Source organism: Rhodococcus sp. OAS809, assembly GCF_040546695.1.
GTDB classification, from domain to species: Bacteria; Actinomycetota; Actinomycetes; order Mycobacteriales; family Mycobacteriaceae; genus Rhodococcus_F; species Rhodococcus_F qingshengii.
In genome coordinates this window covers 5,846,690-5,865,664 of the sequence record NZ_JBEPOI010000002.1, presented here as the reverse complement: position 1 = coordinate 5,865,664, position 18,975 = coordinate 5,846,690, and the positions used below count along the sequence as shown (strand labels likewise).

Annotated in this window: 17 protein-coding genes; 8 read left to right on the top strand and 9 right to left on the bottom strand. The window is 63.1% G+C overall.

Going from position 1 to position 18,975, the window contains the following annotated elements; genetic code table 11:
* Nucleotides 1–57 precede the first annotated feature (57 nt).
* Complete coding sequence (locus ABIE52_RS30605; protein WP_063316788.1) at nt 58–1,518, top strand: FAD-dependent oxidoreductase; 1,461 nt, start codon at nt 58–60, stop codon at nt 1,516–1,518.
* Here ABIE52_RS30605 and ABIE52_RS30600 read toward each other — a convergent pair.
* Entirely contained in the window at nt 1,515–2,720 is a 1,206-nt protein-coding gene (locus ABIE52_RS30600) for a GAF domain-containing protein (RefSeq protein ID WP_042448934.1), read from the bottom strand. The two genes, ABIE52_RS30605 and ABIE52_RS30600, sit on opposite strands and share 4 nt — an antisense overlap.
* A 290-nt stretch (nt 2,721–3,010) precedes the next feature.
* Between ABIE52_RS30600 and ABIE52_RS30595 the strand changes: the two genes are divergently transcribed.
* Both ABIE52_RS30595 and pth read left to right on the top strand, forming a co-directional pair.
* Nucleotides 3,011–3,619, top strand: coding sequence for a 50S ribosomal protein L25/general stress protein Ctc (locus tag ABIE52_RS30595; RefSeq protein WP_003946242.1), 609 nt, complete (start codon nt 3,011–3,013; stop codon nt 3,617–3,619).
* 106 nt (nt 3,620–3,725) lie between these two features.
* Nucleotides 3,726–4,298 (top strand): aminoacyl-tRNA hydrolase, encoded by a 573-nt coding sequence (pth, locus tag ABIE52_RS30590; RefSeq protein WP_065351230.1) that lies wholly within the window; start codon nt 3,726–3,728, stop codon nt 4,296–4,298.
* Nucleotides 4,299–4,301: 3 nt separating this feature from the next.
* Here the strand turns inward: pth and ABIE52_RS30585 are convergent, their stop codons facing one another.
* The gene (locus tag ABIE52_RS30585) at nt 4,302–5,936 is read right to left on the bottom strand and encodes a fatty acyl-AMP ligase (protein WP_007728923.1); all 1,635 of its coding nucleotides are present in this window, start codon (nt 5,934–5,936) and stop codon (nt 4,302–4,304) included.
* 352 nt (nt 5,937–6,288) lie between these two features.
* Between ABIE52_RS30585 and ABIE52_RS30580 the strand changes: the two genes are divergently transcribed.
* The 3 genes from ABIE52_RS30580 to ABIE52_RS34055 all read left to right on the top strand — a co-directional run bounded on the left by ABIE52_RS30580 (nt 6,289) and on the right by ABIE52_RS34055 (nt 9,192).
* Nucleotides 6,289–7,893 (top strand): peptide chain release factor 3, encoded by a 1,605-nt coding sequence (locus tag ABIE52_RS30580; protein ID WP_372447529.1) that lies wholly within the window; start codon nt 6,289–6,291, stop codon nt 7,891–7,893.
* On the top strand, nt 7,893–8,543 hold the full coding sequence (pnuC, locus tag ABIE52_RS30575; protein ID WP_050654516.1) for a nicotinamide riboside transporter PnuC: 651 nt from the start codon (nt 7,893–7,895) through the stop codon (nt 8,541–8,543). Before ABIE52_RS30580 ends, pnuC begins: the two co-directional genes overlap by 1 nt.
* A 340-nt stretch (nt 8,544–8,883) precedes the next feature.
* Nucleotides 8,884–9,192 carry a hypothetical protein gene (locus tag ABIE52_RS34055; protein WP_306669658.1) on the top strand — a complete coding sequence of 103 codons (309 nt, stop codon included), beginning with the start codon at nt 8,884–8,886 and terminating at the stop codon, nt 9,190–9,192.
* Between the two features lie 18 nt (nt 9,193–9,210).
* Here ABIE52_RS34055 and ABIE52_RS30565 read toward each other — a convergent pair whose 3' ends face one another.
* The 7 genes from ABIE52_RS30565 to ABIE52_RS30535 all read right to left on the bottom strand — a co-directional run bounded on the left by ABIE52_RS30565 (nt 9,211) and on the right by ABIE52_RS30535 (nt 17,205).
* The gene (locus ABIE52_RS30565) at nt 9,211–9,885 is read right to left on the bottom strand and encodes a pyridoxine/pyridoxamine 5'-phosphate oxidase (protein ID WP_064687522.1); all 675 of its coding nucleotides are present in this window, start codon (nt 9,883–9,885) and stop codon (nt 9,211–9,213) included.
* Nucleotides 9,886–9,910: 25 nt separating this feature from the next.
* Nucleotides 9,911–10,411, bottom strand: coding sequence for a nuclear transport factor 2 family protein (locus tag ABIE52_RS30560; RefSeq protein WP_003946235.1), 501 nt, complete (start codon nt 10,409–10,411; stop codon nt 9,911–9,913).
* 97 nt (nt 10,412–10,508) lie between these two features.
* Entirely contained in the window at nt 10,509–11,150 is a 642-nt protein-coding gene (locus ABIE52_RS30555; protein ID WP_054780876.1) for a TetR/AcrR family transcriptional regulator, read from the bottom strand.
* Nucleotides 11,151–11,155: 5 nt separating this feature from the next.
* The gene (locus ABIE52_RS30550; protein WP_065351231.1) at nt 11,156–12,892 is read right to left on the bottom strand and encodes an ABC transporter ATP-binding protein; all 1,737 of its coding nucleotides are present in this window, start codon (nt 12,890–12,892) and stop codon (nt 11,156–11,158) included.
* On the bottom strand, nt 12,889–14,778 hold the full coding sequence (locus ABIE52_RS30545) for an ABC transporter ATP-binding protein (protein ID WP_231917383.1): 1,890 nt from the start codon (nt 14,776–14,778) through the stop codon (nt 12,889–12,891). The genes ABIE52_RS30550 and ABIE52_RS30545 overlap by 4 nt, the downstream gene beginning before the upstream one ends.
* Nucleotides 14,775–15,767 (bottom strand): ABC transporter substrate-binding protein, encoded by a 993-nt coding sequence (locus ABIE52_RS30540; protein WP_065351233.1) that lies wholly within the window; start codon nt 15,765–15,767, stop codon nt 14,775–14,777. Before ABIE52_RS30540 ends, ABIE52_RS30545 begins: the two co-directional genes overlap by 4 nt.
* 55 nt (nt 15,768–15,822) lie before the next feature.
* Nucleotides 15,823–17,205, bottom strand: a complete 1,383-nt coding sequence (locus tag ABIE52_RS30535; protein WP_065352746.1) for an MFS transporter — start codon at nt 17,203–17,205, stop codon at nt 15,823–15,825.
* Nucleotides 17,206–17,289: 84 nt separating this feature from the next.
* Between ABIE52_RS30535 and ABIE52_RS30530 the strand changes: the two genes are divergently transcribed.
* Both ABIE52_RS30530 and ABIE52_RS30525 read left to right on the top strand, forming a co-directional pair.
* Entirely contained in the window at nt 17,290–17,928 is a 639-nt protein-coding gene (locus ABIE52_RS30530; protein WP_030536301.1) for a TetR/AcrR family transcriptional regulator, read from the top strand.
* A 71-nt stretch (nt 17,929–17,999) separates the two neighbouring features.
* Nucleotides 18,000–18,974, top strand: coding sequence for an ABC transporter substrate-binding protein (locus tag ABIE52_RS30525; RefSeq protein WP_192712308.1), 975 nt, complete (start codon nt 18,000–18,002; stop codon nt 18,972–18,974).
* Nucleotide 18,975: the final 1 nt, after the last annotated feature.

Sequence of the window (18,975 nt, the reverse complement as noted above, 5' to 3'; positions counted from 1 at the left end):
GTCGAAACTGCAACTGTGGGGTGATCAGCAGTTTCGCCTTCCGAGAGGACTATTCGCATGGCCGACCCCACCGTCAGACCGATCTCCGCTGCCGACATCACCACCTGGGACTACGAGGCCGACGTCGTCGTCGCGGGATACGGCATCGCCGGCGTCACCGCTGCGATCGAAGCAGCTCGTGCCGGCGCCGAGGTGCTCGTCCTGGAGCGGACGGGCGGTTGGGGCGGAGCCGCGTCACTGGCTGGTGGATTCATCTACCTGGGCGGTGGAACGCCGTTGCAGAAGGCGTGCGGGTTCGAGGACTCGGTCGAGAACATGAAGACGTTCATGAAGGCAGCGCTCGGCCCCGGAACCGACGATACGAAGATCGACGCGTACTGCGAGGGCAGCGTCGATCACTACAACTGGCTCGTCGACGCCGGGGTCCCGTTCAAGGAATCGTTCTGGGGTCAGCCCGGCTGGGAACCGCCGTACGACGACGGCCTCATGTACTCGGGAGGCGAGAACGCCGCGCCGTTCAACACCCTCGTCGATCCCGCGCCCCGCGGACACGTTCCGCAGATGTCCGAGAAGAACACCGGCGAGAAGGGCGGCGGCTACATGCTGATGAAGCCACTCGTCGAGACGGCCGAGAAGCTCGGTGTCCGAGCAGAATACGATCTGCGCGTCCAAACTCTGGTGGTAGACGGCGATCGGGTTGTCGGCGTCGTCGCCAAGCGTTACGGCAAGGACGTCGCGATTCGCGCACGCAAGGGCGTCGTGCTGGCGATGGGCAGCTTCGCGTACAACAACGAGATGGTGCGCTCGAACGCACCGCGTATCTTCGGCCACCCGGCGGCCTCCATCGAGGCGCACGACGGCCGCGCAATCCAGATCGGTCAGGCACTCGGCGCCGACACCGCACACATGGACGCCACCGAGGTCGCGTTCTTCTGCGACCCACAGTTGATGGTGCGCGGCATTCTTGTCAACGGCCGCGGTCAGCGATACATCCCCGAGGACACCTACCCCGGCCGCATCGGCCAGGCAACGCTGTTCCAGCAGGACAACCAGGCATTCCTCGTGATCGACGAAGCTGCGTACGAGGAAGGCATGAATGCCGAATCGTCCAGTGCACAGTTGCGGGCGCAGCCGAGCTGGGTGGCGGAGACCGTCGAGGAACTCGAAGGCGAGATGGGATTGCCCGCCGGATCGCTGCAATCCACCGTCGACCTCTACAACCGGCACGCGGCTGAAGGTTCGGATCCGGTGCTCGGCAAGAAGTCCGAGTGGGTGAAGCCGATCGTCGGCCCGTTCGCGGCAATCGATCTCCGTGGCCGCACAGGCGGATTCACGCTGGGAGGATTGAAGACCACCGTCGATTCCGAGGTTCTGCACGTCTCGGGTGCGCCGATCCCCGGACTTTTCGCAGCGGGTCGCTGCACGTCCGGTGTCTGTGCGGGCGGTTACGCCAGCGGGACAAGTCTCGGCGACGGCAGCTTCTTCGGACGTCGTGCCGGAATCAGCGCGGCGCGCTAGATCACCACAACTCGCACGCCCTCGGCAAAGCGGTACGGCTGAGTCTGCAGGACTGCGCCGAGGTGTTTCCTCAGTCTGGACACCTCGGCGCGCACTGCCACGACATGCTCGCGATCACCGAAGAGCACTTCGCTCAGGCCTGCGGCATCCACACCTGCCGAACCGACGGCTGCCAGTGCCCGCAAGATCTGAGCGTGACGCGGCGAAAGCGCGCGCGTCCAGTTGGCGTCACCACGCACCGTCACCTGCGGCGATGCTCCGAGGGCCAGCTCCAGCTCGATCAACGGCCCGCCGACGCCGGTGCGCAACAGCCAGCCGTCTCCGAGCGGCTCAGGCAGACACATCCCCAGACCTGGCACGATGACGGGCTTTCCCGCACTGGGTGCTGCCACACGGTCGGGCGCGGCAATCCCGCTGGCGCCGGCTACCCAGCCGAACTCGTCGACCACCAATGCCGGACCTGTGCCTGCCGCGAACAACGGCGCCGCGCGCGAGCGCAGGCGCTCGAGCGAAGCTGCGTGCTCGCGCCACAGCGTCGCCTCCGCGAGGCGAACCGCGGTGCGCACCAGCGCGACGGTGGTGGGATGAACCGAAGCTGCGGATCCACTGATGTCCACCACGCCCAGGATCTCGCCCGTCCGTGGGTCGTGCACGGGCGAGCCGGTACACGACCAATTGTGATGCGTGGGCGCATAGTGCTCGGCCGAGAAGAGTTGCACCGCAGAGTCTTCGATCAGCGCGGTACCTATCGCGTTGGTCCCCACCGACTGCTCCGACCAGCGTGCGCCTTCCGCGAACCCGAGAGCGTCCGCCGCACGTTTGACGGTCTTCGCCCCTTCGCGCCAGAGCAGGACACCGTCGGCGTCGGCAACGACCACGATGAAGCCCGCGTCCTCGGCGACCTCGGTGAGCGTGGTTCGCAGTTCGGGCAGAACGCTTCGCAGCGCGGTACGCGAACGCCTCGCCTCCAACTCGGAGAAATCGGCAACAGTAGACGCACCGCAGTGATCCGGCGTGAGCCCGCCGGCGGCCACCCTCGACCACGACCGCGCCACGACGGTCCGCGGCTGCGCCGGTGGTTCCTGCCCGGAGAGAACTGCGTCGTGCACCCGACTGAGTAGGCGAGCATGCTGCGACAGGTCGGTACCCGGCACGACGGCACCGAGCCGACTGCCTTCGGGAGCGTTCCCCACGGTGGTCACTCCGTCAGGCTACCGCTTTCGATGTGACGCGAACCACGTCCACACGGCCAGGTCCCCACCACCTGCGATTAGCGGCCGGGAGCAAACTCCGGTAACGTATCCAAAGTTGTCTCGGCGAGGGTGAATCGCAGCAGTTCCACACGTTGCAGGTTTACCGTGATCGACGCGGCTACGGCTCAGCTCGAGCGTTTCGCTCCTGGCCGTGTGCGCGCCTGTCCGCCTTGCCGCAGGCAAAACCACACGTCAGTAAACCGAGCACGAACCCCGTGAGTTGTAGGAGCCGTTTCATCATGTCTGAAGAAAACAACCTCGTCGCCGTCGTCCGCACCGAATTCGGCAAGGGCGCAGCTCGCCGCGCACGTCGTGACGGCCAGGTCCCCACGGTTCTGTACGGCCACGGTGAAGATCCCCGCCACCTCAATGTGCCGGCTCGCGACTTCGCCGCCATCCTCCGTGCACACGGCACCAACGCCATCCTCACCCTCGACATCGAGGGCACGGAGCAGGTTGCACTGACCAAGTCGGTCGTCGTGCACCCCATCCGCAACTACATCGAGCACGCCGACCTCCTCGTCATCAAGAAGGGCGAGAAGGTCACGATCGACGTGAACGTCATCGTCGTCGGAGATGCTGCTGCAGGCACGATGGTCGCGCAGGACGCATCCACGATCTCCATCGAGGCCGACGCGCTTCACATCCCCGAGCAGATCGAGGTTTCGGTCGAGGGTCTCGAGATCGGCACCCAGATCCTGGCCAGCCAGCTCGAACTGCCCAAGGGCTCGACCCTGCAGGCTGACGCCGACACCCTGATCGTCAACGTCGTTGCTGCACCCACCGAGGCAGACCTCGAAGAGGGCGCAGAAGCTCCCGCCGCCGACGAGGCTGCAGAAGAGGCCTGATCCTCTCGGTTCCAACAGAACTCACTGCGCGCGGCGCGTCATTCCGATTCGGAGTGACGCGCCGTTCGTGCGTAGCAGGAAAAATCAAGCCAGAAAGTAGCGTCCGTTGAGCACAGATACCGCCCTCGTCATCGGCCTGGGTAATCCCGGCCCCCAGTACGAGAAGACCCGGCACAACGTCGGCTTCATGGTCACCGGCACCCTTGCCGGGCGCATGGGCGGAAAGTTCAACGTACACAAGAAGAGTGGTGCCGAAATCGTCGAAGGTCGCCTCGCCGGCCGGCGCGTGATTCTCGGAAAACCACGCTCGTACATGAATCTCTCGGGTGGCGCTGTCGCCGGTCTCGCGCGGTTCTTCTCGGTCGACGCCGCGAACATCATCGTCGTCCACGACGAACTGGATCTCGATTTCGGGACGATCAGACTCAAACTCGGCGGCGGCGAAGGCGGCCACAACGGCCTGCGGTCCATTTCGAGTTCGTTGACCACCAAGGACTACCTGCGCACGCGCGTCGGGATCGGTCGTCCGCCGGGCCGCATGGACCCGGCGGACTACGTTCTCAAGCCGTTCTCGTCCACGGAGCGAAAAGAACTCGATCTCGTATGCGAAGAGGCTGCGGATGCAGTGGAGCTACTGCTCGAACTCGGGTTGGAAGCCGCACAGAACCGCCTGCACTGACGGTCAGTTACCCAGCAGTGCAGCCGAATTCGCGCGGCGGAGCTTCCCCGACGACGTCTTCGGGATACTGCCGGGACCCAGGACCGCAACGGCGCGAGGTCGGACACCGACGTCGGCAACCACGGCGTGGACCACTTCGCGTTCGATACGCTTGACCTCTTCCGGATCTTCGAACGCGTTGGTCTCGACGGCGACTGCAAAGCTCTCACGCTTCTGGCCGGCGTCGAGACGAATCGCGACGGCGTTTCCGGGACGCACACCGGCAACGGTTCCGGCCGCCCGTTCGATGTCTGTGGGGTACACGTTCCGGCCGCCCATGATGATGACGTCCTTGACTCGCCCGCACACCACGACCAGTCCTTCCTCGGTGAAGTACCCGACGTCACCGGTGTCGAGCCAACCGTCGGCGTCCTGGGCCGGCTTGTGTCCGTCGACCGTGACGTACCCGGGGGTGACTGCCTTGCCGCGAACCTCGATGATTCCGACACCGCGGGCCGGAAGCACCTGACCGTCACGGTCGACGATGCGTCCCTCGAGGTCAGGCACCATCTTGCCGAGTGTGGCGAGGGCACGAGCGTTGGGGCGATTGGACGGCACCGCTCGAGACATCGATTCGAGAAAGTCTGGATCGACGTAGTCGAGGACCTGACCTTGATCGGGATCCGGAATCGACACGGCGAGCGTGGTTTCCGCCATTCCGTACACGGGCGCCAGCGCAGTCGGGTTCAAACCGAAACGCGCACCTGCCTCGGCGAGTGCATCCATCGTGTCGGGATCCACCGGCTCGGCGCCGTTCCACATGTATCGGACGCTGGACAGGTCGACTGCCCCGTCTTCCGCCTGTGCGAGTCGGCGAGCCAAGAGCGAGTACGCGAAGTTCGGTGCGGCGGTGACGGTTCCGCCGTACTTGCCCATCAGTTCGGCCCACAGCACCGGGGTGCGCAGGAAATCCATCGGCGTGATGCTGATGACCTCTGCGCCCACCTGCATCGGAACCGTGAGAAAACCGACCATGCCCATGTCGTGGAAGAGCGGAAGCCAGCTCACCATCACGTCGTCTTCGATGGAGAACTTGATGCGGTTGATCATGGCGTAGGCATTTGTGTAGAAGTTCTCGTGCGTGATCTGCACGGCCTTGGGCGAACCGGTGGAACCGGACGTCAACTGCTGGAGTGCGATATCCGATTCGGCCGTCTCCACGGGATCGATCGACGTTCCGCTGCGAAGCTCGTCCACCGTCACGACGGTGATGCCACGCTCTTCGAGGAGCGGCTTGGCCGCGTCGAAGGGCGCACCCAGAATGACGGCTTTCGCGGAGATCATGTCGATCACAGTCTCGGTGTCCTGAGCCCAGACGCCCAGATCCGTTCGGGGGGTCGGCTGATGCAGCATCGTCACCGACGCACCGCGCATCCACGTCGCCTGGCAGGCAGGTGCGATGTCGACGGGCTGTCCGGCGAGAATGCCGATCGCGACGCCGCGATCGATACCGACCTCGGCCAGGCCGCCGGCCATGCGCCGAGCCTCCTGGTGGATGTCGCCCCAGGTCTGACGGAAAGCGTTGTCCGGCTCTCCCGTCACCAGGCCGCGGTCGGTGACTGCGGCGGTCGCATACATCTCTTCGGTGAACTTGCTCAACGCAACTCCTCGGTCAGTGTCACTCTTCGATCAGTGCAACTCTTCGCAGGACACAAATGGCTGTGTGTTCGAACACACACATACATGGATAATCAGCGATCGTTCGCCGAGTGTTACGCCGCAGTGGCTATTGCATCGTGGTCTGCGAGTATCCTTTCTCTGTTGTGCTGCCGCACTCTCCACCTGTCCGCGCACCGGCACGTCGCCGGCACCGACGCCCACTTCGAGAGGTTCTTCGTTGACTACCCCGTCCGACTCGACCGTCCCTTCCGACTCGACTGTCCAGTCCGACACCGAAGGCCCCGATTCAACCGAGAGCGGGTCGGTCGCGGTCACGACGACGACCAAGGGCCTGTCCGCCGAGGCAGAGCGTCGCCGCACCTTCGCCGTCATCTCGCATCCCGACGCCGGAAAGTCGACGCTGACCGAAGCGCTGGCACTGCACGCGAAGAAGATCTCGGAGGCAGGAGCCGTCCACGGCAAGGCAGGCCGCAAGTCGACGGTCTCGGACTGGATGGAGATGGAGAAGGCCCGCGGCATTTCCGTCAGTTCCACCGCACTGCAGTTCAACTACCACTCGTCCGAGACCCCGGACGAGCAGATCAACGTCATCAACCTCGTCGACACCCCCGGTCACTCCGACTTCTCCGAGGACACGTACCGCGTCCTGACCGCCGTCGACGCGGCGGTCATGCTCATCGACGCTGCCAAGGGCCTCGAACCGCAGACGCTCAAGCTGTTTCAGGTGTGTCGTCACCGCGGCATTCCGGTCATCACCGTCATCAACAAGTGGGACCGTCCCGGTCAGACTCCTCTCGAACTGCTCGACGAGATCAGCGAACGGATCGGCCTCACACCCACCCCCCTGTACTGGCCGGTCGGCATCGCCGGCGACTTCCGCGGACTGCTGCGGCGCGGTGAAGACGGTGAGGCTCGCGAGTACGTCCGCTTCACCCGTACCGCAGGCGGCGCGAAGATCGCCCCCGAAGAGGTCATGGACGCCGACGCGGCGTTCGCCAAGGAAGGCTCCGAGTGGGAGACCGCGGCCGAGGAGAGTGAACTGCTCTCCGCTACCGGCCAGGACCACGATCAGGAGATGTTCCTCGCCGGTCAGACTTCCCCGGTGATCTTCGCGTCCGCGATGCTCAACTTCGGCGTCCGCCAGATCCTCGACACCCTCGTCGAATTGGCGCCGCCGCCGCGTGGGCGCGAAGACCTCAGCGGCAAGCCGCGCGAGGTCACCGATCCGTTCAGTGCGGTCGTCTTCAAGGTGCAGGCCGGTATGGACACCGCGCACCGCGACCGTCTGGCGTTCATGCGCATCGTCTCCGGCGTGTTCGAGCGCGGCATGGTTGTCACACACGCCCAAACCGGCAAGCCCTTCACGACCAAGTACGCCCAGACGGTATTCGGACGTGAACGTTCCACCGTCGAATCCGCGTTCCCCGGCGACGTCGTCGGCCTCGTCAACGCCACCGCACTCGCACCCGGCCACACGCTGTACACCGAGAAGAAGGTGGAGTTCCCGCCGATTCCGTCGTTCGCGCCGGAACACTTCTCGATCCTGCGCGCCGAAAGCGCCGGCAAGTACAAGCAGTTCCGCCGTGCTGTCGACCAACTCGATTCCGAGGGCGTCGTCCAGATTCTCCGCAACGACATCCGCGGCGACGCCTCCCCCGTCATGGCGGCTGTCGGCCCGATGCAGTTCGAGGTCGTCGCAGCGCGCATGAAGGCCGAGTTCAACGTCGAGGCCAAGATGGAACCGCTCGGCTACGCATTGGCTCGCCGTACCGACGCCGCGTCCGAGGTCGAACTGAACCGTCAGCGCGGTGTGGAGGTCTTCACCCGATCCGACGGTGTTCTGCTCGCCCTGGTCAGTGACAAGTGGCGCCTGCAGTACATCCAGAAGGAACTCCCGGATCTGACGCTCGAACCCCTCGTCGCTGCTGCGGACTGATGAGCCTGATCGAGGCGCTGTTCGACGCCGAACTGCACATCGGCAGCGCCACGATTCTCTGGCGAGAGATCATCGGAAACGCGTTCGGCATCGGCTCCGCGATCGCGGGCGCGCGACGCTCGGTATGGGCGTGGCCCGTCGGTATAGCCGGAAATGCCTTGTTGTTCACGGTGTTCATGGGCGCACTTTTCCACACGCCGCAAGAGCTCAATCTCTACGGCCAGGCCGGCCGTCAGTTGTTGTTCATCACCGTCAGCGTCTACGGGTGGACTCAGTGGCGACGCGGGGCACGCGACTCCGGTCGCGCAGTCCTGCCCCATTGGGCGACAACTCGCGAGCGCGTCGCCATGATCGCCGTCATGACCAGCGGCACAATCGCTTTCGCCTGGATCTTCGACCTCCTCGGCTCGTACGGAGCGTGGGCGGAGGCCTGGATCTTCACCGGCTCCATCCTCGCGACATACGGCATGGCGCGCGGCTGGACCGAATTCTGGCTCATCTGGATCGGCGTCGACGCCGTTGGTGTTCCCCTTCTTTTCCGAGCCGGCTATTACCCTTCGGCGATCCTCTATCTGGTCTATGCATTCTTCGTCCTGTGGGGCTTCGCAATGTGGCTGCGCATTCAACGCCGAACTCCACAAGGGGTGTGACCGTAAACCAACTCCTGGTATGTTTGCGTCGATTAAGCAAACCGGCGGTCTGTTTACGGGCATCAGGAGCGAAACAATGGAAGACAAGAATTCTCACGGAATAGCGGGCCCCAACGGTGCCGGCAACGGATCGAGAGCCAATAGTTCCGCAAGTAATGGTTCTGCAAGCAATGGTTCTGCAAGCAATGGTTCTGGGAGCAACCTTTCCACGGGTAACGGTTCCAGCAGTGCCACCGCCACAGCGGATTTTCTGTCGACCGCACCCAAGCAATCCGATGCATTCACGTTTCCGCTTCCTGCCCGAACCACGGCCGCACACAGCAGCGGAGAGGACCTTTCAGTGCCAGCTTCAACACGCGAATCATCGAGGACGCTCGAAACTCGGAGTCGTACCGTCGTACGTCGCGACGCGATGGGCGTAGCCGCCGTTCGAGTGGCCGGTCGACTCACCCACACCGAACTCATCGCAAATCAGGCCTCACCCTCGAGCGCACATTCCTCCGATCCCACGACGGATCTGGACGAGTTGCTCACGATGCTCGGCAGCTACCTGTTGTCCTCGGGGTTCGAACATCCCGAAATCCACGCCAAGCTGGGCGGACAGTCGATCGTCGTCAACCTCGTATCGCCGGAGATCAGCGCGAGCTGATCTGGGCCCAGCTGCCCCTTAGGGCCACAGCACTGCTCGTGTCCATGCTCGGTCCGAGCCGCGCCGGTACAACCACCGCTGATGCCGACGCCCGGAGTCTGCCTGCCAGAACTCGACAGACTCCGGCTCGAGGCACCACGCACGCCAGTCCTTCGACACGAACCCTGGGTCGTCGCTGATTCTTGCTTCCGCAGCGGCCACCGACGCGTCGTACGCCCCTAAGTCTTCGAGCACCTCGCTCTGCTTACTTGCCGTCGCCACCGCTCGCGCGGTGACGGAGCGTTCGACGAAGTCTCGGCGTCGAAGTGCGTCGTCGCCCTCGCGAACCGTTCCGCGAATCCGGACCTGTTGGCCTGTTTCGCGCCAGTAGAAGGCGAGCGATGCTCGCGGATTTTCTTTCAGCTCAACACCTTTCGGCGAAGCAGCTGAACCAGAGAACCAGAACCCACCCTCGGTCACGTCCTTGAGGATGAGGAAGCGAGAATCAGGCATACCGTCGCCGTCCACGGTCGAGAGCGCACACACGTGTGGCTCGACGACGCCGAAGGCCACGGCCGCACGGAGCCAGTCGAGGAACAACTCCCCCGGCTTTTCCGGAAAACACTCGGGCGCGGGCGGCGGAGTTCCGGTCAGCGCGGGGATACCGCGAATCCACGTCCGTACGTCAGGCAGCGAAAAATCTGCATCAACCATGAGCCGACTCTAATCGCGGGCGACCTCAGGAGACGTTGCGAACGACCGAGTCGCCGAACGACGGTTGCTGCAGCAGCGCCCACTTGTTGGACGTCAATCGGAAACTCGGCATGTCGGCGAGCGCCACCACCGATTCCCAGGTCCGCTCGTAGCTCGTGTGGGAGATTCGCCATTCACCGTCGCTGCAGCGGGTGTATCTGTCGTGATAGAAGGCCGATCCGCGAAGCAGCATGCCGTCTTCGGGGATTACCACTGTGTCCGCGAGGCACCAGATCCCGGTTGCGGTGTCTCCGTCGACGTCGATCTCGGGTTGCCCGCACTGATGTTCGGTGATGATGTGTGATCCGAGAGTGTTCTCGAGGAAGGAGACGAACGAATCTCGGGAATCGAAACTGAGTTGTTCTCCGTAGATCGCGGTGGCGTCGACGGTCAGAGTGTCGGCGAATTCGACCCACGATTTGGTGTCCAAGGCGCGTGCGTATCGGTACTTGAGTCTTTGGATGAGAACAATCGCTTCGAGATCCATGATCCCCGCCTCCCGGTGCAGCAACCACCCGTCCTATGTGTGCACATTAGCCTGTATCACGCCGAAACGGGCATTACTCTCAAAGCTAGTAGAAATGTCAGCCGATAACACGCTTTTCCAGGCCGTCGAGCATGATCGTGATCTTCTCGTCCAACCAACCTCGCCCGTGCCACGTCGATTCGTCGCCGATTCCCTCGATCAACGACTCCGATGCATTCCAACTTTCCTGATACGCCTGTCGCGCGGAACGTGAATCGGCGGAGCTGACGGTCTTGTCCATCGCCGCCATCATTGCGAACTGCGTCATCGTCACCTCGGAGATGAAGTCCACCGCCAATATCGCATCGTGGGGTGTGAAGCCTTGCGCAGTCAACGAACCGACCAGTTTCTCCACGATCTCGATTATCGCCGGCGGCGTGCCCGGAACTGCGAGACCGACCTGGGCCAGACCTGGATAGCGCTCGAACGAGGACCACAGAACGTCGCAGAAATCCTTCAGGAATTCGCGCCACGGACGATTCGTATCGGGCCATACAGTCTGACGCACAACATGATCCGAGCAGGCACGCAGCAGCGCTTCGCGGTCTGCGAAGTAGCGATAAAGTGCAGAATGACTGACGCCCAGCCGCTTTGCCACGCTCGGCATGGTCAGTTCACTCAGATCACCGGCGAGGGCGGCCTCGACGATGTCCACTGTCGACAACGTCGGCGGCCGCCCCGTCTTCTTTCCGGTCTGCATTCTGCTCAGCTTGCCACCAACCGCCATCCCGACGCACGGTGGCGCTGATTCCAGAACGCGGCGTAGTTCCCACCGGCTGCGAGCAGGACTTCGTGGGTGCCCACTTCGACGATCGAACCGTCGTCACCGAGCACGATGATCTGATCTGCGGCCACGACGGTCGACAGTTTGTGAGCGATCACGAGCAGTGTGCTTTCCCTGGCGAGTTCTTGCATCGCACGTTGAACGTGTGCCTCGTTCTCGGGATCGAGCGCGGCAGTCGCCTCGTCGAGCAGAACGACAGGTGCGCGTTTGAGGAGTGCGCGTGCAATGGAGACCCGCTGCCGCTCTCCACCGGACAGTGCCGTCCCGCCCTCACCGACACGGGTGTCCCAACCCCGAGGAAGCCGCTCGACGATTTCCGCGACGCCCGCGATCCGAGCCACGTCGAAGACTTCTTCGTCCGTGGCTTCGGGGCGGCCGAGGCGGATGTTCGCGATCAACGTGTCGTCGAAGAGGTACACGTCCTGGAAGACCAGAGACAGCTGCGACATCAGGTCGGCACTCGTGAGGTCCCGCACGTCGACGCCGCCGACACGCACCACACCGGAGTCGACGTCGTAGAAGCGCGAGATCAACCGGGTGACGGTGGTTTTGCCGGACCCTGACGGACCGACCAACGCCGTCAACGACTTCCGTGGCACGTCGAAGGAGATGTTTCGCAGAACCTGCCCACCGTCCGCGTATCCGAAGTCGACGGCGTCGAACTGCACTGCCGTCTCCCCCGTCGCCGTCCCGCTGGTATCGGGTTCGACCATTGGTTCAACTTCGAGGATCTCGGACATTCGCCGGATTTCATTGCGTGCCATTCTGATTGCACCGCCGAACTCGCCGATCTCACCCAGCGGCTGGATGAACCGTGCGGTCAGTCCGAGTAGCGCGATCAACGTGACCGGATCGATGTCGCCGCCGAGCGCGAGGAACGCGCCCAAGATGATCACGGCAGAGAACACGAATTGCAGGGCGATCCCGTTGACCACGGACCCGATCACCACGAACCACAGTTGTGAACGACCCGCAGTGTGTTGCGCTTCGATCGCGTCGTCGAGCGGTTCGTACACCCCGTGGGTGCGTCCGAAAGCACGCAGGACCGGTTGGCAACGCGCGTATTCGAGCACTCGATTGTTCGATTCGACGGCTGCGGCATGTGCCCGATCGTCGGCCTTGGCAGTCATCGTCGAGGCAAATCTGGCTGCCGCGAACAGAATCGGAACGCTGACCACCAGCGCCAACCCGAGCCGCCAGTCGAAGAACAACATGCACACGACAATGGTTGCCGGGCTGGCAATTCCGGAGATGATCGGTGTCATCAGGTGCGCAGCCGCCCCCATCACCGAGATGGTGCCCTTGCTGGCAACCTGCGATACCTGCCCGAGTCGGCCGGCGCCGAACCAGCCGAGCGGCAGAGTGACGAGATGATCTCCCAGGCGCAGATGCATCGTCCGCAGCAGAGTGAGGGCCGACTCGAAGCCCTTCATCGCCTGCAGGTAGTGCGCAATCGAACTGATCACAGCGCATACGGCCATGGCGGCGAGCCACCGAACGAAACTGCCCCAGTTCTGATCGAACAGTGCCTGCACCGCAGGGACCAGAAGCGCCACTGCCAAACCCTGCATCACGCCGTACAACACTGCCCACACCAGGAACTCGCGATAACGGCCCTGATTCTGCGGGCCGAGTATCCGGAAGAGGTCGCGAATCATGAGTTGGCCTTTCCTGCTGCGTCAGACGTACCTGCGATGCTGTCGGCCCGACTGTGCTCAATCGAGTCGGCCCGACTGTGACTCGCCCACATCCGGGCATAGGTTGAACCACTCGCCACAAGCTGATCGTGCGTGCCCTTCTCCACGATCCGTCCGGCGTCGAGGACCACGATCTGATCGGCACTCACGATCGAAGCCAACCGGTGCGCGATCACCAGCACGGTGCGCCCCACCGTCAAACGCGACAGCGCTTCTTGGATATCGGCTTCGGACTCCGGGTCGGCGAACGCGGTTGCCTCGTCGAGCACGAGAACAGGAGTGTCCGCGAGAATCGCACGCGCGATGGAGACTCTTTGGGCTTCACCACCCGAGAATCTGGCGTCGACCCCGACCACCGAGTCGTACCCCCTCGGGAGCGCTTCGATTCGGGTGTCGATCTGCGCGGCTGCGGCAGCGGCCTTCACCTCGGCCGAAGTCGCCTGCGGTCGGGCAAGCCGAATGTTGTCGAGCACGGTCGCTTCGACCAGCTGCACGTCCTGCAGAACAAATCCGACGTGGCGGTACAGCTCGTCGGTAGCGACTTCCCTGACGTCGACACCACCGATGGCCACGGATCCGGCACGCACGTCGTGGAACCTCGGAACCAGCGTTGCCAGCGTCGACTTACCCGAACCCGAAGGTCCGACCAACGCCGTCACCGTGCCCTCCGGCAGCGTCAGATCGATGCCGGTCAGAACGTCGGCGCCGTCGTCGTATGCAAAGGAAACTCCGGAGAATCGAACTTCGTTCCCCACAGGCTTTTTCGGATGATCGGTTTCCGGCAGAGCGTCGGTTGCGAACAGCGCGATCAGTCGCGCCGCAGCGGCGGCTGCCTCACGGCGTGCCTGCATACCGAAACCGATGGTCGTCACCGACACCGGAATCACCATCGCGACAAGAGAACTGGTCAGCACATCGATGGGTGACACCCATCCGGAGTGAACGAACCACGAGCCGAGGCCAAGGTTGACCACCAGCACAACCGGTGCGCTCAACGCAATCGAGGCCAGCGCCTCGGTCCGGAGCATCGGGCGAACCCAGCCCTCGTACGAGACGGCAAACGCCTTGGCAGCGTCGCGGTATCGAGAATGTGACTGCTTGTCCTGACCGAAGGTCTTGACCACTGCGATGCCGGTGACGAACTCGACGATGGTGTTGCTGATGGCCGCGATGCCCTCATTCATCCGGCTCAACTTGACGGCCATGTCCTTGGTCATGATCGCGTAGGCGATCATGTAGATCGGGAGGGTGGCAATCGCGACCAGTCCCAGACGCCAGTCGATCGAGATCACGTAGCCGAGCCCGACGAGCGGCACCGCAATGGCGCCGGTGGTCTCGACGGCGCTGTGCGCAACCAGGTAGTGGAGATCGGAGATGTCGTTCTGCGCGGCTTTTCGCACGGTTCCGGACGAGTGGGAGGTGAACCAGCCCAGTGGAAGTCGACCGAGTGTCGCTGCGATTCGACGCCGAAGCACAGCTTGAAGATTGACATCGGCGAAGTGCGTCACGATCAATGCACCGCCTCCGAAGAACGCGCGCATACCCAGACCGAAGACGACCACCCACACGATCGTCCAGACGCGAGACGAGTCGATGTCGCCGCCCACGATCAGCGTCTTACCCAACTCGGCGATGGCCACGTACGGCACGATGGCCGCGACCGCGGCGATCACCTGCATCACCATCGCGATGGTGGTCCGTGTACGAACTGGCGCAAGGAGTTCGCGAAGCGCGCTCTTGTGCGCCGCCGCTTCAGCTTTGGCTTGCGAGGCTTCGGCCGTCGCTCCTTGTGATGCGTCGGCCTCTTCAGATGAAATGTCTGCTTTCGTAGCCTGTGTCGTCGTCATTTCGAGAACGCCTTCCATCGGGTTACTGCGTCGGCGTCGGATGCGATGCGGCCTTGGAGTTCCGCGCCGGTGAGAGTGCGATCGGCAAGAGCCTCGAGGTCTTCGAGGATCCAGTAGACCGCGAAAGGATAACTGCCGAACCAAAGTTCACCGCTCACGTCCGCCGTGCGTCCGGCCTTCACTGCGGAGATCTCGTTGAACAGTGGATTTGCGTGAACTAGAGCGCCGTCGTAGATGTTGCCCGAGGTCACGACCATCGCGTCCGCCGCGTGCTGTCCGACCTCCTCGTCTGACACCGAAGACGTGGCAACACCTGTGTTGGGGCCGATCTTCGCGTCGAGTTCGGCTTGCGGGCGCCCGAAACCGGCTTCCTCGATGATCGAGGACATCGGCGACTCCGGGATGACGGTGTACATGCCGCCGGAGAATCCCACCAGCACTGACAGCGTCTGCGGTTGCGCCTCGACCGTTCCGGATACTTCGGCAAATTTGGTCTCGAGCCTCGACACGATTTCGCGAGCTTCGGACTCTCGACCCAGTGCAGTCGCCGCGGTATTCAGAACTTCGCGCCACGGCGCCGCATAGGCGAGCACCGTCGTCGGGGCAATCTCGTTGGCCTGCGCGGTGATCGACGTCAACGAGCCGACATCACTGAGCAGGATTCGGTCAGGATGAACGGCCGCGATCTGCTCCACATCTGGTGATTGGAAGAACGTCGGTTTGTCGACGACCTCGATCCCCTCACTCTGCAAGATCTCCTTCGCCGCCTGCGACTGCAGCGTGGCGAAGACCGTATCGGGCTTGACCCCGAGCGTGAGTGCGTTGAGCGCTGCGAACTCGTCCAGTGCGAGCAGATTCTGAGGTGCAGGTACGGCCGACGACTCGCCTGTTTCCGATGCGTCTGCGTCATCGCCGCCCACGGAGCAACCGACAAGCGCCGTTGCTGTCGCTGCGAGTGCCGTTGCTCGCAGGCCCCACTGCTGCCACATCCTTCTCTCCCCGCTTTAGTTACACGCTGTCTCGATTAGGGGAGCCTACAATAAGTCATGACTTTTGTGCAGTCCTCGTCGCTGGAAGTGCAATCGCCGGCAGACAGGCGACAACACTGATGACGGCACCCATCACGAACGCCAGCGCGAACGAGTCGCCGGAAATGCCGATCGCCAGGACCGCTGTGGTCACCGGGGCGCCCACCGCCGAACCGACGGTTCTGATCACACTGTTGACTCCACTGGCTGCTGCCATTTCCGATGGCGGGACGATCGAGGCAACCAACAGAGCACAGACCGCGAACCCCACGCCGTTCCCCAATCCGACGAGGGAAAAGAACGCTACGATCGCAACCACCGAACTCGGCCAGATCGCGAGTCCGATTGCGCCCGCCGCCATGAGGGCCAGGGCTATGACGGCAGGTACTCGCGGCCCGAATCGCCGCGCTAGAGCCGGCGTCAAGCGGCCGCCGAGAAAGACGAGGACAGCGGCGGGCAAGAGGGCCAAGCCGGTCTGCACGACAGTGAATCCGCTTCCGTACGTGGACGTGTCCGGCGCCTGGAGGATCCGCGGCAGGCAGAGGTAGAAGATATACGGCACGAATCCGAACACCAGAGTGAGTGCGCTGGTGATCATCATCGGTTTGTCCCGAAAGACTCGCATGTCGACGATCGGCGCGTCGTGGCGGGAATCGACGGCAATCAGTGTCGCGAACGAAACGAACGCGACTACCACCAGACCCCAGAATCCGAGCGACAAAACTCCCCAGTCGGAGGCTTTCGTGATCGCCAAGAGCAGGCTCACCAATCCGAACGCCAGAGCGCCTGCACCGGCCCAGTCCGTCGGCATACCCGGGCGGCGATGCGAGCCCGGAACCACGGCCACCACTGCGACCAATGCGAGCACGATCAAGATCCCGGTGATCACGAACAACCACTGCCAACTGAGATACTCGAGGATGACACCGCCGATCACCAGTGCACTTCCGGCGCCGATTCCCAAAGTCCCAGCGAGCCAACCTATCCCTGAAGACAACTCGGGACCTACTACCGTTCTCCGCAGTACTGCCATCGCGAGCGGGAAGCTCGCCATACTCACTCCCTGGACAGCTCGAACGACAAGCAGCACCCCGATATTCGGGGTGGCCGCCGCGGCAAATGTCGCGAGAGCGAAGATGATCAGGACGATCACCAGGACTCGCTTGTCGCCGAATCGGTCACCCATCGCGCCGACTATCGGAGCCATCACCGCGGCCGCCAACAGGTACGCCGTCAGGATCCAGCCGGTCACCGCCACGGACGTGTCGAAATGCTCACCCAACACCGGCAACGCCGGTACCAGCATGGTCTGCATGAGCGAGTAGACGAGTACCGCCCCCGCAAGCGCGGCGATCACCCGGCTCCCGGATCGCGTGGGCGCCTCCGCCAAGGTTGTCATCGACACCTTCCTCCAATCATGAATCGAATCGGAACGGAACACTCCGTTCCGATTGAGTAAACCATGCATTGCTAGCCTGTGGGAATGGCGAAAGAGAATGCGAGCCTCCCCGGACGCGCCCGAGAAGCCGCAGACAACGACGTCACCGTACTGCGAGCAGCGCGCGAGATTTTTGCCGAACAGGGTTGGAATGCACCGGTATCGGCAATTGCCACCCGGGCCGGAGTGGGAGTAGGCAGCATCTATCGCCGATACCGAGGCAAGGAGGAACTGGCGCAATCCCTGCGCGTCTGGGCGATCGACCACCTCGCCACCCTCGCCCGAGAGTGCATGAGCACCGCGAAAACCGATGAAGCCGTATTGAAGACGTTCTTCTCGCGATATCTCACCGAATCAGTGGGACCGCTCATTCCGGTCCTCGGCGGCAAGTTACCTGAACACGCCGAAGTCACTCGTGCCGCCGAAGAATTGGAGGCCGCACTGCAATCGATGGTCGACGTCTGCATCGACGCTCGCGAAGTCCCGCCCGACTTCACGGCTGCAGACGTCATGCTCATGACAGTGCATCTGCGGCCCACTCTGCCGATCGAGGGTGATCGAGCCACCGAAATACACACGCGCTATCTCGACTTCATGCTCGACGGACTTCGTGGCGGAACACCTCGACCAACGATCACTCCCCCGTCCTGGAGCGAATGGCTTCAGATGTGGCAGGGCAACTGACCCCGAGAACACCCGAATGACATGTCAGGTTAGGCTTACCTAGCTTAGTTCGCCATGTTCGGAAGGTTCTCATGAAAATCAATCGCCGGCTCGCCGGCTCTGCCGCACTGCCCGTCGTCGCCACACTCCTACTCGCCGGTTGCGGAAGTAGCGACGCAGCGCCCTCTACCGAGACCAGGTCTGCCGACCAGTCCTGGAGTTACACAACGGGATACGGAAACACGATCACCCTCGACCACGCCCCGGAGCGGATCGTCGTCGACGCGTACTCCGCTGCGGCTCTGTGGGACTACGGCATTCGGCCGGTCGGCATCTTCGGTTACGGCGTCGGCAATCCAGACGTCACCGATCGCGCTGACGAGTCGACGATGACCGTCGTCGGCCGTGAAGGTGAACTCAGCGCGGAAGCTCTTGCGGCGCTGGACCCAGACCTGGTCATCGGGTACGGCAACAGCGACGACCCGACACGATGGACTTGGTGGGACGAGCCGATGGGCAAGACCGTCAACAATGTTGCACCGTTTGTCGGCGTCAAGTTCTCCGGAGCCTCGACACCGGACGTGTTGAACGAGTACGCCTCACTCGCCGAAGCACTCGGCGGGAACACCGACACAGCCGCAGCACGCGAGGGCAAGGAAGCATTCGAATCCGGTGCAGAGCGCATCCGAACTGCTGCGGCCAAGGTCGACGACATCGAAGTCCTCGCCCTGAACGATGACAGCTCCGAGTTGTACGCAGGCACAACGGCGCTCGCTCAGTTCGGTTACCTGAAGGAACTGGGCGTGAAGTTCACCGGTCCGGGAGGCGACAAGGGCTGGGCCGATCTCAGCTGGGAACAGGTACCGGACTATCCGGCGGACATCGTGTTCCAGTTCGCGAAGTCGGCAGAGGCATTCGCGGCATCACCCGTGTTCGTCAAGCTGCCCGCGGTGACCGCGAACCAGGTGATCGACTTCGACGACAAGCGTCCCAACACCTACGCCAATTACGGCGCCTGGTTCGAGCAGGTTGCACAACTACTCGACCAGGCCCGCAACGTCGCCTGAA